The sequence below is a fragment of the Kitasatospora sp. NPDC087271 genome (assembly GCF_044744605.1).
GTDB lineage: Bacteria > Actinomycetota > Actinomycetes > Streptomycetales > Streptomycetaceae > Kitasatospora.
In genome coordinates this window covers 221858-236444 of the sequence record NZ_JBIUYQ010000009.1, presented here as the reverse complement: position 1 = coordinate 236444, position 14587 = coordinate 221858, and the positions used below count along the sequence as shown (strand labels likewise).

Here is a 14587-nt window from a genome sequence, read left to right as displayed (position 1 = left end):
CACCGCCGCCTTCCCCACCAGCCGGATCCCGTACGCCTACCGCGCCGTGCACCGGCCCGACGGCGGCACCGACCGACACCTCGTCCGCCCCGGCCTCCCCCGACAACCACCCGAGTGACCACCGAACCCCGGAGGCAGTCCCGCATGACCGGATCCCCCGTACGCCCCGCCGGCCCCGAGGACGCCGACGAACTGCTGCGCCTGCGCGTCGCGGTGCTCGACGGCGCCCGGCTCACCGACGACTGGCGCACCACCTTCCGCGACGACATGCGCGAACGGCTCGGCACCGACCCGAACCTGCTCGCCTACGTCGTCCCCGCCGACGACGGCACGCTGGCCTCCTGCGCCATCGGCATCGTCTACCGCGGCTACCGGGGCCCCACCCACCCCACCGGCCGGTGGGCCCGGATCCACACCGTGGCCACCGACCCGGCCCACCGACGCCGCGGGCACGCCCGCGCCGTCACCACCGCCCTGGTCCAGGCACTCCGGCACAGCGGCTGCGGATCGATCGAGCTGCGTGCCACCGAAACCGGAGCCCCGCTCTACCGCACCCTCGGATTCGACCCCGTCGACGGCTACATGGCACTGCGCCCCGGCTCGGAAGGCTGGACGCGGTGACCGCCTTCGACCTCGACGCCTACAACGAGCGGGCCCGCAACGGCCCCTGCTTCATCTGCTCGATGCTCGCCGGTGAGCCCGGGTACGAACACTGTATCGTCCTGGACGACGGCGTCCACGTCGCCTTCCTCGACCGCTACCCCACCCTGCCGGGCAAACTCCTCGTCGCCCCGCGCGCCCACGTCGAGGACACCGTCAGCGGCTTCACCGAGGACCAGTACCTCGCCCTGCAACTGGTCGTGCACCGCGTGGCGACCGCGCTCGCCGCGACCGTCCCCACCGAACGCCTCTACCTGCTGAGCCTGGGCAGCATGCAGGGCAACGCCCACGTCCACTGGCACATCGCTGCCCTACCGCCCGGCACCCCCTACGAGCAGCAGCAGTTCCACGCGCTGATGACCGAGGGCGCGGGCCTCCTGCCCGACGACCCCGGCCAGGCCGAACGCCTCGCCGCCGACCTGCGCACCCGGCTAGGCCACCCCGGCCGTCACGGCCAGGAAGGAGCCTGACCATGGTCTTCGTCCCGCCCGAGCGGTTCGTCCCCACCCTGCCGCACGGCATCTCCTACGCCGGCGCCTTCCTGACCGGCCGTCACAACCGGCCGCTCCTGCTCACCTCCGCCCACCACCCGGGCGAATACCACTACCCCGGCGGCCTCCTCGACAACGACGAGGACCCGTGGACATGCGCACTGCGCGAGACCGCCGAGGAGATCGGCTTCGTCCCCGCCGCCCTCGACGACGCCCCCGCTCCCTGATGCTCTCCTTCACCCCGCCGGAACCACCGCGGCCCTGGAAGATCGGCGTCACCTTCGACGGCGGCCGCCTCACCGACAAGGAACTCGAACGCATCTCCCCCCGACCCCGCCGAACACGACCGCACCCGCCGCCGATGCCACCCGACCACGCACCCGAAACGGAGCAGCCGATGACCACCTGGGACGAGATGTCCGCCGCCGCAGGCGAAGTACGCGACCTCTACGACGAGATCAACCGGCGGAAGCTGGGTCGCACCTGGGGCCTGTCGGACTTCGTCCTCGGTTTCACCGGCGACGTCGGCGACCTCGCGAAACTGGTCATGGCCCACCAGGGCCACCGCGCCGACGTGGCCGCGAGCACCGGGGCCATCGGCCACGAGCTGTCCGACTGCCTGTTCTCGCTCATGGTCATCGCCCAGGAGACCGGCGTCGACCTCGCAGGCCGCTTCACCACCGACATGGCCACCCTCGCCGCCCGCCTCCGACCCGGGCAGCCGTCACCAGCCACTCACCCTGCGCCCGCCGAACAAGGAGGACCTGCCATGCCACCCCTGCCGTCCCTGCCGTCCCTGCTCGCCGTGCTCGCACACCCGGACGACGAATCGCTCCTCGTCGGCGGCACCCTCGCCCAGCACGCCGCGTCCGGCGTCCGGACGGCCGTCGTCACCGCCACCTGGGCCGAGGACAGCCACCGCGCCGCCGAACTCGCCGACGCCCTGGACATCCTGGGCGCCGGCGCACCGAGGATGCTCGGCTACGCCGACGCCCGCGTCCCGCAATCCGCTCCCGGTCGGCCGCGGCTGTGCGACGCGCCCATCGATCGCCTGGTCGAGGACATCGTGCGGCACATCCGCGCGGTTCGGCCCGACATCGTGCTGACCCACGACGCCTACGGGCAACTGACCGGCCACCCGGACCACCGGCAGACCCACCGGGCGACCCTGCTGGCCATCGCCGCCTCCGGACTCGAACACCTCTACCCGGACGCCGGGGAGCCCTGGCAGCCCGCCGCCGTCCACATGGCCACCCACCCCCACTCGGCGATCGCCGACCTCGGGCCGCTCCTGAGCCGGGTCGGCAAATCCGTGCTGAGCGTCCCCGACACCCTGGCCGACGTGACATGCGATGTACGCCAGTGGCTGGACCAGAAGTGGGCCGCGATCACGGCCCACCGCAGCCAGGTCGAGGGAGAGCGCCCGCTCCCCGGAATCCTGACCCGCCTGCCCGAGGACGTCAGGTACCGGATCCTCGGAACCGAGCACTACACGTCACTCACCGCGCCACCCCGGCACTCCCCGGCTGGATCATCGGCCTGACGGACCGACAGACGCCTGGACGCAGCTGATTCGAGTAACCGCCCTCCCCACCGGACGGACGACACCGGGCCGGCGCCGGCAGAATGGCACCGGTACGGGCGGTGCCCGCGCTCTGAGCAGGCGAGGCCCGCCGTGAACCCAACTGCCAGAAGGCCGACTCGTCGCCGCGAGCCGCACCCGGGCGGTTCCCGCCGCGGCGGCCGCGCGCGCACCCGAGGGCCCCGGTACGGGCAGGCGTCGGCCCGGCCAGCCCGATCCGAACACGCGCCATCCTGCGAAGTGCGCAGCGGGAGGGCGAATTTACTGATGTCGGCGCTTCAAGGTGATCGGCTTGTTTTGTGTAGCTGACTGGCAGTCATTTGCGTGCTATGCCGTTGGTATGCGCTATGCGGATGGGGGCGGGCTGACGGCGAAGGCACGTCAGTGCCGAGAGGCGGTGCGGCTGGAGGCCGCCGCGTTGTTCGACGAAGATGTCCCGCCGAGGGAGGTTGCCCGCAGGCTGCGGGTGACCGCGAAATCGGCCTACCAGTGGCACCGGGCCTGGCGGGAGGACGGGGTCGGGGCGCCGGCTTCACGGGGACCGGGCGGGCAGCGGTGCAAGCTGTCGGCGCGGTGCCGGGAGAAGCTGGCCGAATACCTCGAGCAGGGGCCGGCCGTGCACGGCTGGGACCAGGACCAGGTGTGGACCGGTGCGCGGGTGGCGACGCTGATCGGCCGCAGGTTCCACGTGTCCTACAGCGTCTCGGGGGCCACCCGGCTGATGCGTCGGCTCGGCTTCACCCCACAGGTCCCCGCGCGCCGGGCCGCCGAACGCGACGAGCAGGTCGTGGCCGCGTGGAGGGAGGCGACCTGGGCGGAGATAAAAGCGCCCGGGCGGCCTCCCGCGCGGATGCAGGCTGCCCCGGGTGGCCGGCACCCCAACGCTGAGATTATCCGGTCCCAGCCCGGGCTGGGAGCAATGCTCAGCGCCCGGGTACTCGCAGAATTCGGCGACGACCCTCACCGCTACGCCAGCGCCAAGGCCCGCAAGAACTACGCCGGCACCAGCCCGATCACCCGAGCCTCCGGCAAGAAGAAGGTCGTGACCGCCCGGCACGTCCGCAACGACCGGCTCATCGACGCCCTGATCGCCCAAGCCTTCTCCGCACTGCGGGTCTCCCCAGGCACCAGGGCCTACTACGAGAAGCAACGCGCCCGCGGCATCGAATTCAACGCCGCCCTGCGCCAACTCGCCCAACCGGCTCGTCGGCATCCTGCACGGCTGCCTCAAAACCGGCACACCGTACGACGAGGCGACCGCCTGGTCCCACCCAGCCCACGCACTCGCCGCTTGACACTCCAGCTCACGGATGGGGCCGTTCCTCCTGTCGCGCACGAGTTGAGGCAGCCTCGGCACAGTCACGGTGGTGTACCCGGATCGTCGTTACCTGGTCCAGGGCATCTCCGTCGACCCGGTGGGTCGGTACCAGGTAATGCCCCACTCCGCGCCCCAGTCCTTGCCGGTCCAGTCGTAGGCGGGTGTCCAGAGTGGTCGGGCCGGTTGAGGTCCACACTCTTCCGGGTCCGGGCGCACCAGCAACTCATCCTCATGGGCGTAGTCACCGGTCAGTACGGTCGCCACGAACTCTGCGAAGCCGCCGTCGAAACGGTCGAGCGCGCCGTCGTTGAAATCGCAGAAGACGGCCACCGGCCACTGCTCCGGGTCCGGGTCAGTGGTCAGCCAGCAGCAGTAGTTGTGGCTGCTGTTCATGCCCCAGGGCAGCAGCCCGCCCGGGTCCGGGAACACAGGGGTGTGCTCCTGGTCCCAGAACTCGTCCTCACCCTCGACCTGCCCCCGGAACTCGGTGTCGGTCTCGAAGCGCCACCCCGCCAGGCCTCCCGGAGAGCCGGCTACGTAGGAGTGCTTCGTCGGTGACCGCACGCCCCACTCGCCGTTCAGGTTCACCGCACCGTACAAGTCGACGAACGCCCGGTAGTCCGACGGCAGCTGGACCCCGAGCTCGGCCGGTGCGAGCTCCCACGGCACCCTCGCCGGGGTGTACACCGGCTCGCCCATAATCGCCCGGAGCCGGTTCCACGCCTCGGTCATCGCCCGACCCCTCTCCGGCCGTCAGTCTGTCAGAGGCTGCACTTTAGGCCACGGCTCCGACAAGCCACTGACCCGGCCGGAAGACCGCCGGCTGGCGAGCCCCGCTCGATCTACACGAGAACGACCGCCGGGTCGGTACAAGCAGACGTGGGACAAGGTATAACTGGGACGCCTTCGAGGAATGCCTCACCGAGACCCGCTACCCGCTCCGTCACCCGCTACCCGCTCCGGCGGCCGGACCCGGCAGGGCGGCTGATCCTGGTGAGCGGGGCCGAGGCCGTCCTCGCCGACGAGCCGGTCCGCGAGCTGACGGCCCTGCTCCAGATCCTCGGCACGGCCGCCACCGATGAGGGTCCGTTCCTGCGGGTGCGGCTCCTCGGCGACGGCCCCGGCACCGTGGAACGACGGCTGTGCGCGGCGACCCGGGCCATGTGAGCGGTCCGCGCCGGCTCGAACGGCGGTGGTACGGCGAGGGGTCCCACCGATCGGTGGGACCCCTGCGCGTGGGTGGGTCAGCCCGCTGCCCCCGCCGTCGGCCGGATGGCGACCGCATCGATCTCGAAGAGCATCCCCGGCAGGGCGAGCGAGGCGACCCCGCTGAGCGTCTGCGCGGGCAGCCGGTCGCCCCAGGCCCCGGCCAGGGCCTTGCCGAGGACGGCCAACTTCTCCGGGTCGTGGTCGACGATGTACGAGCCGAGGCGGACCACGTGCTCGAAGCCGAGGCCGACTCCGGCGAGCGCGGTGCGCAGGTTGGCGAGGGCGAGCTCCGCCTGGGCGGCGAAGTCGCCGGGCACGACCTGACCGCTGGCGTCGGAGGCGTACTGGCCGCCGATGAAGACCGGTTCGCCGGGCGCGGAGGCGGCGTGGCTGTAGCCGAACGGCGTCGGGTCGTGCAGGCCGGGCGGGTTGGTGATGGTGCGGGTGTCGGTCACGGGGTTCCTCCCCTGGTGTCGGGCCGGGCTCGGTGCCGGGCGGTCTACGGCTCGGACCGGGCGGCTTCCTCCCGGGCGTCGCGCCAACTCGGCGACTCCAGGAAGTGGTTGTCGAAGAGGTCCTGCTTGGCGAGCAGTTCCTCGACCGTCGCCTCGCCCGCGCGGATCCGCTCCAGCAGGCGGAAGTAGTCGAAGCGCTCCACCCCGGGGGTGATCACGATCAGCAGGTCCGCCCCGGAGTCCGGCGCCGCCGCGAAGGCATGCGGCAGATGGGGCGGCACTACCACGAGGTCGCCGCTGCGGGCGGTGACCACCTCGTTCCCGACCAGCACCTGGGCCGAGCCGTCGACGACGAAGAACAGCTCCGAGGAGCCCCCGTGGTAGTGCGGAGTGGCGCCGTCCCTGCCGCGCCCCAGCGTGACGCGCAGGGTGCTCAGGGCGCCGCCGGTGGCGCTGGAGTCCGCCAGCAGCCGCCCCTTGCCGCCGAGCATTGCGACGGTCTCGGCTTCGTCGCCCCGCACCACCACAGCTTCCGGTCCGATCAACGTCATTGGCCTCTCCCCACAGTGAGTGCTCCGATAGTTCCATGACTGATAGTACTACGTCTAACTATCTCCCATCGAATAATATGGCTCTATGGATCACGTGGACGTCATGCTCGACCAGTGGAGCCGGGAGCGCCCGGACCTCGACCTGGCGGCGGTCGGCACCGTCGGCCGCCTCGGCCGCCTCGCGCTGCTCGCGGGCCGGGTCATCGAAGAGGTGTTCAAGCAACACGGCCTCCAGCGCGGCGAGTTCGACGTTCTCGCCACTCTGCGCCGCTCCGGAGCACCGTACGAACTGATGCCCTCCGAACTCGCCGCGCTGCTGCTGATGTCGCGGGCCGGCATGACCAGCCGGATCGACCGGCTGGAATCGGCGGGCCTGGTGGAACGCCGCACCGACCCGGCGGACCGGCGCAGCGTCCGCATCGCCCTCACCGCGGCCGGACGCGCCCTCGTGGACGCCGCCTTCACCGACCACGCGGCCAACGAGACCGCGCTGCTCTCCGCCCTCTCGGGCGAGGAACGGGCCACCCTGGACGGGCTCCTGCGCAAACTGCTCGCCGACGTCGAGGGCGCGCAGAGCCCGGCGCCCTGACGGCCCCGCCCGACGCCCCCGCCCGAGGCCCAGCCACCCGTGACCGCTCCGGAACACCGTCGGCCGCCGTACGCGGGGAACGCGTACGGCGGCCGACACCCGCTGCTGTGTGCCGTCCGTGACGACTACCACACCCTGACGTACTCCGCTTCCGCCGCGGCCCGGCGCGGCGCCTCCGCCGGTTCCGCCACGGTCGGCCCGGGCGGCGCCCTGGCCGCGGACGGACCGTTCGGCTGGGGCTGGACCCACTCCTACAACCTGAGCGCCATCACCGACCCCGGCGGGCGGAGCTACACCCTCACCTGGACCGGCAACCACGTCACCGGCCTCGCCGACAACGCAGGCCGCCAGGTGAGTTACGGCTACGACACCCACGGCAACCTCACCGACGTCTACGGCGCCGGCACCACCCGCAGCCCCGCACCCAAGGACGACGACCACTTCCAGTACGGCTACACCGCAGCGGCGGGACCACCAGCGCCTACACGTACAACGGCACCGGCCTGCGGACGCGGAAGTCCACCGGGACGACCACCGTCTCCCACACCTGGGACGCGCAACAGATCCCCGACCTGCTCTCCGACGGCTCGTCCTCGTACATCCACGGACCGGACGACCTGCCGGTCGAACAGATCACCGGCACCGGCACCCTCTGGTTCTTCCACGACCAGCTGGGCTCCACCCGGGCCCTGACCGACGCCTCGGGCTCCGTGGCCGGAGCGTACGCCTACACACCCTACGGCGCCGTCAGTTCCCACACGGGCCCCGCGTCGACCGCGCTGCGGTACGCGGGCCAGTACAGCGACGACGAGAGCGGCCTGGTGTACCTCCGGGCCCGCTCCTACGACCCGGCCACGGCGCAGTTCCTCGGCGTCGACCCGGTGGTCGAACAGACCCTCAGCGCATACGGCTACGCCAACGCCGATCCGCTCAACCAGACCGACCCTCTCGGGGCTCTGGGGCTGGAGCAACATCAAGAAGTTCGCCCATGACCACTCCGACGTGATCTCGCAGATCAACTCGGTCGCCAAGGCCGTCAGCGCCGTCGCCGGTACGGCGGCGGTGGGCTGCGGCGTCGTGGGCGCGCTGCCCTGCGCGGCCGTCGCCGGGGGAATCTCCCAGGCAGCCTGGGTGGTCAGCACCGTCACCGAGGCCGGCCTGGCGGTTGACAAGTGCAGCGGCGGATCGACCGCCTGGGACTGCGGGAAGGAGGCCCTCTACCTGACAGGCTACGTCTTCGGCGGATCGAAGGCGATGGGCGCTCTGAGGGGCGTCCTCCCGGCCCGGACGGACAAGGGCCTGGACGTCTGACGCAAGATCTGCGGCAACTGACCAGCCCGGTTCCCGGCCGGTGCACGCCGGCTACGGCCGGCTCGATACTGTCCCTTCGACGGCACCACCGCGGGCCGTCTCTCCTCGCGGGGGCGGCCCGCCGCTCACGGTGGCTCGCGTTCCGTACCTCTCTACGACAGGAACGGCAGATGACCGACAAGGCGTTACCCCCGTCCGCACCGATCTCCGTGCGGCCGAACCCACTCCTCGGAATGCCTCTCACGGCGGGCGGCCTGCTGATCTCCCTGCCCAAGGCGCTCAACGGCGGTCCCATGGCCCCGGTGTACGCCGCCGCGGTGGTCGTGAGCGCCATCGCGCCCGCGCTGGTACTCCTCCTTTCGGTCACCGTGGGCCGCGGCCGGGTCACCGTCCGCCGAGGCCTGCGCCGCACCTCCGTCCCGCTGGCGGAGCTGCGCTCGGTGGCGGCCGAGGCGGACGCCGGCCGGGGGCCGCACACCCTCCTGCTCGAGAGCCGCACGGGGGCACGCTGCCGGATCCCGCTACTGTCCGTGCGGCGGCGGGACCGGCAGAGACTCGTGGCCGCCCTCGAACGGACGGCTCCACCCGGCGCTGTCCGAGAAGACCAGGCTCTGCGCGACCTGTTGGGTTTCCCGGGCTGACAGTGAGGATACGCCGTGGCTCCTCCGGCGGGTCCAACTCTCGGGCCGACCAACGCCGACGCCCCGGCTGCCGCGTGATCCGGCCGTCGAGGCTGGCGGTGGCAGGACGAGTAGCCGCAGCAGCCGTAGGAGTTCGGGCAGGCGAGTGGGTCCTCCAGCTCCATCAGCAGCGCCAGCACCAGCACACCGCGATCCGGGTGGTACTGGAGGTCGACGGCCGTCACCACGCGGCAGCCCCGCAGCCGCGTGGGCGGGCGGCCCGGTGCTGGCCGTGCAGCCGGTCCCGCATCAAACGAACCCAGCCGGTCGCTGGCAACGGACAGCTGCGCGGACACAGCCCGCGAACTCCGCCTCTCCGCAATGGCACAGCGTCCGTCAGCGCCCTCCGCGCGTCTGCCTGACGGGCTGGATGTACCGTGCCCATCGCGCACGGTGCCAGCGAACGTACTCCAGGCCGACGTCATGGCCGGGCTCCGTTTCCAGACGCTGCCGCACTGTGCCCGTCACCGTTTCCACGACGCGCAGGTCGTCGGTCAGGTAGAGGCCGCCCTGGTCGAACTGCGTGTGGCAGTTCGGGCACAGGCACAGGACGTTGCCGGTATAGTCCGGTCCGCCTTGGCTCAGCGGGCGGATATGAGCACCTTCGCTGATCGCCTGGCGTGGTCCCGGGATTCCCAGGACGCTGCAACACATCTGGCACTGGTTGCCGTACCAGTCCTTGACGTCCTGAACGACCGCCCCGTCACGCCGGATCCGGCCCTTCCTGTCCCTTACCCCGCTGGCGGGCACCGCGGCAGGCGCGCTGTCGGCATGGAGACCACCCGGCGGGAACAGCTCTCCCAGCGGCAGGGCCCGCGGCGAGCCGGTCGCGGTCCGGACCTGCCCGCCGATCTCGTCGAGAATGCCGCCGACGAGGTCCAGGGCATCAGGGCAGAGCAACCTGGCCCGATCCCGGCCAGAACGAGCAACCAGGGACCATGCCGCTTCGATGTGGCCGCCGGTGATCACGTCCGTGTCCTCGGCGAGGGCGAGCGCTGCCGCGATCCGGTGGGTGTGGGCGTCCAGTCGGACGAACTGGTCCTCCGGCAGGGACTCCTGGTCGTCGAAGCGAGCAGCGCTGAGCCGGACCGGCCAGAACTTCGCGGCTGCCTCACCCGTCGTCGTGAACTGCACCTGCTGGCGCGACAGGCTCTCGTGGATCCGGGCGAGGCCCTCGACGGCCCGGGAAGCCGTCGGCACTATCCGGCGGCCGGGGAGCGTGGAGCCGGGGATCATCCCTTTCCGGCGGAAGACCAGGAACCTGCTGGAGGAAGCCGCTTCCGTCTGTGCTCTGTACCTCCAGTCGCCCACCGGCATCTCCCACAGCACCCCGATCTTGGGGGCCTCCCCCGCCGGACCGCCCGCGCGCGAACGACGCTGATGTTCGAGGCTGCGGTACTCGTTGCCGTCCCAGGCCGTACGCAACGCGTAGGCGAGGGAGTCATCGGAGAACGTCCTCGATGGGCGGCGCTTGACGGGGCTGCCGGTGAGCAGCAGAGAGAAGCCGGTGCCGGGCCGGGTACTCCGGGCGGACCGGCGCCAAGCGGCCCGCAGCCTCTCCGTTGTCGTGATGTCGTGGTGGCGGGTGAGCCGGCGAAAGCGGCTGGGGTCCATACCGGCTGTGGTCAGGGCCGCAACCAGTGGAGGCCGGGCGTCGTCGGCCAGGAAGGCTCCCCACACCAGGCAAGGCCATTCCATGAGGCCGACCGGAAGGACCGCCGAGGGGGCCACAGCGGTGGCCCACCAGCACAGGGCCGCCGCATAGACGTCCTCGGTGTGGATGCCATCCTGCAGCCCTGCCTGCCGCGCGATATCTCCCAACGGACCCCAATCACCACATCCGACACTGCGCCCTCCCCCTGTCTGCCATGCCACCCGGCCCTGCTGATCATCTATCACCCGGCACCGACCCAAGCCGTCCGGTGGCTGCCTCTCGTCCAGAGGCCTCCGTGGTCCCGGACGGCGGCCGCAGCCGGGGCGCAGCGGGCCCGGGACAAGGCCAGCGTCGAGCGACCCCCGGAGATCCCGGACGGCAGCGAGGAGCACCACCAGGCCGACGGCCGATGCCGGAGTGCCAGGGAAGGCTCTTGTGTCAGGCCCGGCAGCAGGACTCGCTCGGCCGGGAACATCTGCCGCAGATCCACAGGCATGCTTCAACTCGTCCCAGTGCACACGGCTTACGCCCTTGAGAATCGTCCCCACCCAAGCACTCCGGTCCACTCGTCGGACCCGTGGCCCGATCGGACTCATTCCACCTCACCGACCGCCATGACCGCGAGTCCGGGCCGACACGACGCATGCGCGCTCTCCGCGGGCCGTACCACGATCACGATCGCTTACCGGTCGTCCACGGTCCGGCATGCCGACCGGATCATCGTTCTGGACGGCGGCCGGGTCGTCGAGTCGGGCACGCACGCGGACCTTCTCGCCCGCGCCGGACGGTACGCGGAGCTCTGCCGGGCGAGCGGCTCCCTCAGCCCGAAGCCCTGAAGGGCGGAAGTCGCTTACGCCAGAGTCCCGTTCAGAGCCGCAGGTCCATCCGCTGCTCGACCGTGTCCAGGCCGAACTTGCGGGCGGAACGGGAGACGGTGAGCTCGAAACCGGCCTTCGCGTACAGGTGGTGGGCGGCGTCGAGGCCCGCGATGGTCCAGAGCAGCACACCCTCGTACGCACGGGCGCGGGCCTCGTCCAGGGCGGTCTCCAGCAGCCGGCCGCCCAGGCCCCGGCCCCGGGCGACCGGGTCGAGGAGCACCCACCGCAGCTGGCCCCAGCCCGGGCGTTCGTCCGCCCGGACGAGGCCGGTGGCGCCGACCACGCGGCCGTCGAGTTCGGCGACCCACAGACGACCGGGCGCCGCACCGCCCTCGCGGGCCCGGGCGAGGACCAACTCGGCCATCCCGGCGGCGACATAGGCCTCCATGGTCTCGTCCGTGCCGTACTCGCGGGCGTAGAGGACACCGTGCAGGGCGGCGACGGTGCCGAGGTCTCCGGGGCGGACGGCCTCGCGGACGGTCGCGAATCCGGGTGCGGTGGCGGCCATGGTGGCATCCCTTCCAGGAGGGCACTTCCACTGAAACAGTCGTTTCAGTGGAACGATAGACCACGTGTCCACCCCCACCCCCGCAGATGCGCGCTCCCGCCCGTCGCGGCGCCGCGAGGAGATCCTCGCCGCGACCGTCCGCTACGTCGCCGAGCACAACGTGTCCGACCTCTCCCTGCGCCCGCTGGCGGCCGAGATCGGCTCCAGCCCGCGGGTGCTCCTGTACCTGTTCGGGTCGAAGGAGCAGTTGGTCCGGGAGGTCCTGGCGGTCGGCCGGGCCGAGCAACTCGCGCTGCTGGAGCGCTCCGAGACCGAGGGCGGCGACGCCCGCGAGACCCTCGAACTGCTCTGGGAGTGGCTGACGAAACCCGAGCACCGGGGCGCGCTACGCCTGTTCTTCGAGGGGTACGTCCGCGCCTTCGGCGGCTCCGGGCCCTGGCTGGACTTCGGCACCGTCTCGCTGGACGAGTGGCTGCCGCCCCTGGAACGCGCCCTGGACGGCACCGGCGCGAATCCCACCGTGGTGCTGGCCGTCCTCCGCGGCCTGCTGCTGGACCTCCTCGCCGACGGCGACGGCGGGAGCGGGGGCGGGGGCGGGGGCGGCGGCGAGGACGGGAGCGAGGACGGCAACGACGGTGGCGGGAACCACGCCGCCCGCGTCCACGCCGCCTGGCACGCCTTCCTCGACGCCGCCCTCGGCTGACGCCCGGCAGCCGGCCCACGCCGCACCCGGAGGCCGCGCGCTCGCCACCTGCCAGCGGCGCCTGAGGACCTGGCGCCTGGTCGCCACTCACGCGGACAGGCCGAAGAGGACACCGGCGGAGTCCAGCCAGGGGCCTGCGTCATGGACAAGGGCGACGCCTCGTGTTCGTGTGCCGGCGCCCGCGTCCTGGCGGTGCCCTGCCCATGTGCGGGCGGGGGTCTGGCGGTCGCGCTTTCTGCGGTGCCGTGGTTGCCGGGCACGGCTACTGTGCCGTTCATGTCTGACGATCTGCGGGACTTCCACCCGCGTGCTGAATCCGCCGCGGCCGTTGGGCGGTTGGCCGATCCGGGGTTCCTGGTGAACGCGGACCCGGGATCGGTACTGGCGTTGCTGGATGCGGCGTCGGGTCCGGTGGCGCGATTGGCCGCGTCGGTGTACCGGGCCTCGACACACCTGCATCGTGACGTCACCGCGGGGGTGCGCCGACAACTGCTGGCGCTGGACGCGGCCCGTTACGGGGACCGGGAGCTGTCGGCGCGGATCACCGCGGTACCGGTGGAGGACGAACCCGCCGCACCGTGGGGCGTCGAGTGGGCCACCGGCTCCCAGCTCGACCGGTCCGTGCGTCGTATTCCGACCGCCCACACCGACGCGTTGCTGGCGGTGGCGACGGCGGTGGTCGACGGCCGCCCCGTCGCGGTCACCGGCGGTACTGACCGGAGCGTGCGGGTGTGGGACCTGACCACGTGCGAGCAGATCGGCCAACCCCTCGCCGGCCACACCGGCCAGGTGTGCGCGGTGGCGACGGCGGTGGTCGACGGCCGCGCCGTGGCGCTCATCGGCAGTGGTGACCGGACCGTGCGGGTGTGGGACCTGACCACGTGCGAGCAGATCGGCCAACCCCTCACCGGCCACACAGCTGCGGTGTCGGCGGTGGCGACGGCGGTGCTCGACGGCCGCCCTGTCGCGGTCACCGGCAGTGGTGACGTGCGGGTGTGGGACCTGACCACGCGCGAGCAGATCGGCGAGCCGCTCACCGGCCACACCCATGCTGTGTGCGCGGTGGCGACGACGGTGCTCGACGGCCGCCCCGTCGCGGTCACCGGCAGCCACGACGAGACCGTGCGAGTGTGGGACCTGACCACGCGCGAACAGATCGGCGAGCCGCTCACCGGCCACGAGGAGGCGGTGCGAGCGGTGGCGACGGGGGTCGTCGACGGCCGCCCCGTCGCGGTCACCGGCAGCCACGACGAGACCGTGCGGGTATGGGACCTGACCACCGGCCGGCAGATCGGCCGACCTCTCACCGGTCACGACGGCTGGGTGCTGTCGGTGCTCACGACAACGATCGACGGCCGCCCCTGCATCGTCAGCGGAGGCGAGGACTGGACGCTCCAGGTGTGGGATCCGACCACCGGCAAGCAGATCGGCGAGGCGGTGAACGGCAACACCGACAAGGTCCGGGCGATGGCGACCGCGGTGCTGGACGGCCGTCCCCACGTGATCGCCGGCAGTCAGGACGGGATGGTGCGGGTGTGGGACCTGGCCTCGGGCGGCCAGGTTGGTGAACCGCCCACCGGCCACACCGGCGATGTGAACGCGGTGGCGACGACAGTGGTCGACGGCCGCCCCGTGGCGATCACCGGCGGCGACGGCACGGTGCGGGTCTGGGACCTGACCACCGGCCGGCAGATCGGCCTGCATCTCACCGGCCAGGACGACTGGGTGGGGGCGGTGGCGACGGCGGTGGTCGACGGCCGCCCCGTCGCGGTCGCCGGCAACCACGTACAGGTATGGGACCTGACCACGTGTGAGCAGATCAGCGAGCCGCTCTCCGGCCACGAGGAGGGGGTGAACGCGGTGGCGACGGCAGTGGTCGACGGCCGCCCTGTAGCGATCACCGGCAGCTGGGATGACGTACGGGTCTGGGATCTGACTGTGGGTCAGCAGGTCGGCGAGCCCCTGACCGGCCACACCGGCGACGTGAACACGGTGGCG

General features: G+C 71.9%; 16 protein-coding genes and 3 pseudogenes. 14 read left to right on the top strand and 5 right to left on the bottom strand.

What is annotated here, in order from left to right; translation table 11 throughout:
* Positions 1–144: 144 nt before the first annotated feature.
* The 6 genes and pseudogenes from ACIO9K_RS18230 to ACIO9K_RS18205 all read left to right on the top strand — a co-directional run.
* On the top strand, positions 145–621 hold the full coding sequence (locus ACIO9K_RS18230; protein ID WP_363620539.1) for a GNAT family N-acetyltransferase: 477 nt from the start codon (positions 145–147) through the stop codon (positions 619–621).
* A complete protein-coding gene (locus ACIO9K_RS18225; protein ID WP_363620541.1) occupies positions 618–1130 on the top strand; it encodes an HIT family protein in 513 nt (170 codons plus the stop codon). Before ACIO9K_RS18230 ends, ACIO9K_RS18225 begins: the two co-directional genes overlap by 4 nt.
* A 2-nt stretch (positions 1131–1132) precedes the next feature.
* Complete coding sequence (locus ACIO9K_RS18220; RefSeq protein WP_363620542.1) at positions 1133–1378, top strand: NUDIX hydrolase; 246 nt, start codon at positions 1133–1135, stop codon at positions 1376–1378.
* Between the two features lie 542 nt (positions 1379–1920).
* A complete protein-coding gene (locus ACIO9K_RS18215; RefSeq protein ID WP_363620816.1) occupies positions 1921–2694 on the top strand; it encodes a PIG-L family deacetylase in 774 nt (257 codons plus the stop codon).
* Between the two features lie 379 nt (positions 2695–3073).
* Positions 3074–3529: pseudogene (locus ACIO9K_RS18210) on the top strand (winged helix-turn-helix domain-containing protein); the annotation flags it as partial.
* A gap of 78 nt (positions 3530–3607) precedes the next feature.
* A pseudogene (locus ACIO9K_RS18205) lies at positions 3608–4028 on the top strand (transposase); the annotation flags it as partial.
* A gap of 89 nt (positions 4029–4117) precedes the next feature.
* On the opposite strand, the gene ACIO9K_RS18200 reads toward ACIO9K_RS18205, so the two are convergent.
* Positions 4118–4783, bottom strand: a complete 666-nt coding sequence (locus ACIO9K_RS18200; RefSeq protein WP_400330980.1) for an SMI1/KNR4 family protein — start codon at positions 4781–4783, stop codon at positions 4118–4120.
* A gap of 261 nt (positions 4784–5044) precedes the next feature.
* Between ACIO9K_RS18200 and ACIO9K_RS18195 the strand changes: the two genes are divergently transcribed.
* Positions 5045–5218, top strand: coding sequence for a hypothetical protein (locus ACIO9K_RS18195; protein WP_363620546.1), 174 nt, complete (start codon positions 5045–5047; stop codon positions 5216–5218).
* A gap of 77 nt (positions 5219–5295) precedes the next feature.
* Here ACIO9K_RS18195 and ACIO9K_RS18190 read toward each other — a convergent pair whose 3' ends face one another.
* Together ACIO9K_RS18190 and ACIO9K_RS18185 are read right to left on the bottom strand one after the other, a co-directional pair.
* Positions 5296–5715: a RidA family protein gene (locus ACIO9K_RS18190; RefSeq protein WP_363620548.1), complete on the bottom strand. Its 420-nt coding sequence runs from the start codon at positions 5713–5715 to the stop codon at positions 5296–5298.
* A gap of 44 nt (positions 5716–5759) precedes the next feature.
* Complete coding sequence (locus ACIO9K_RS18185) at positions 5760–6266, bottom strand: cupin domain-containing protein (RefSeq protein WP_363620550.1); 507 nt, start codon at positions 6264–6266, stop codon at positions 5760–5762.
* Between the two features lie 85 nt (positions 6267–6351).
* Between ACIO9K_RS18185 and ACIO9K_RS18180 the strand changes: the two genes are divergently transcribed.
* The 4 genes from ACIO9K_RS18180 to ACIO9K_RS18165 all read left to right on the top strand — a co-directional run bounded on the left by ACIO9K_RS18180 (position 6352) and on the right by ACIO9K_RS18165 (position 8807).
* Complete coding sequence (locus tag ACIO9K_RS18180) at positions 6352–6855, top strand: MarR family transcriptional regulator (protein ID WP_363620552.1); 504 nt, start codon at positions 6352–6354, stop codon at positions 6853–6855.
* Positions 6856–7565: 710 nt separating this feature from the next.
* Positions 7566–7847, top strand: coding sequence for an RHS repeat-associated core domain-containing protein (locus tag ACIO9K_RS18175; protein WP_400330975.1), 282 nt, complete (start codon positions 7566–7568; stop codon positions 7845–7847).
* A gap of 10 nt (positions 7848–7857) precedes the next feature.
* Positions 7858–8166: a hypothetical protein gene (locus tag ACIO9K_RS18170; protein ID WP_400330973.1), complete on the top strand. Its 309-nt coding sequence runs from the start codon at positions 7858–7860 to the stop codon at positions 8164–8166.
* Positions 8167–8399: 233 nt separating this feature from the next.
* Positions 8400–8807, top strand: coding sequence for a hypothetical protein (locus ACIO9K_RS18165; RefSeq protein ID WP_400330961.1), 408 nt, complete (start codon positions 8400–8402; stop codon positions 8805–8807).
* Positions 8808–9182: 375 nt separating this feature from the next.
* On the opposite strand, the gene ACIO9K_RS18160 is transcribed toward ACIO9K_RS18165, so the two are convergent.
* Positions 9183–10667 carry an HNH endonuclease gene (locus ACIO9K_RS18160; RefSeq protein ID WP_400330956.1) on the bottom strand — a complete coding sequence of 495 codons (1485 nt, stop codon included), beginning with the start codon at positions 10665–10667 and terminating at the stop codon, positions 9183–9185.
* A gap of 480 nt (positions 10668–11147) precedes the next feature.
* Here ACIO9K_RS18160 and ACIO9K_RS18155 point away from each other — a divergent pair.
* Positions 11148–11336, top strand: a pseudogene (locus tag ACIO9K_RS18155) (hypothetical protein); the annotation flags it as partial.
* A gap of 31 nt (positions 11337–11367) precedes the next feature.
* On the opposite strand, the gene ACIO9K_RS18150 reads toward ACIO9K_RS18155, so the two are convergent.
* Entirely contained in the window at positions 11368–11886 is a 519-nt protein-coding gene (locus ACIO9K_RS18150; protein ID WP_363588941.1) for a GNAT family N-acetyltransferase, read from the bottom strand.
* Positions 11887–11950: 64 nt separating this feature from the next.
* On the opposite strand from ACIO9K_RS18150, the gene ACIO9K_RS18145 reads away from it, so the two are divergent.
* Both ACIO9K_RS18145 and ACIO9K_RS18140 read left to right on the top strand, forming a co-directional pair.
* Entirely contained in the window at positions 11951–12589 is a 639-nt protein-coding gene (locus ACIO9K_RS18145; RefSeq protein WP_400330953.1) for a TetR/AcrR family transcriptional regulator, read from the top strand.
* A gap of 141 nt (positions 12590–12730) precedes the next feature.
* Positions 12731–14587, top strand: a 1857-nt coding sequence (locus tag ACIO9K_RS18140; RefSeq protein ID WP_400330950.1) for a WD40 repeat domain-containing protein, incomplete at its 3' end; no start/stop codon positions are given.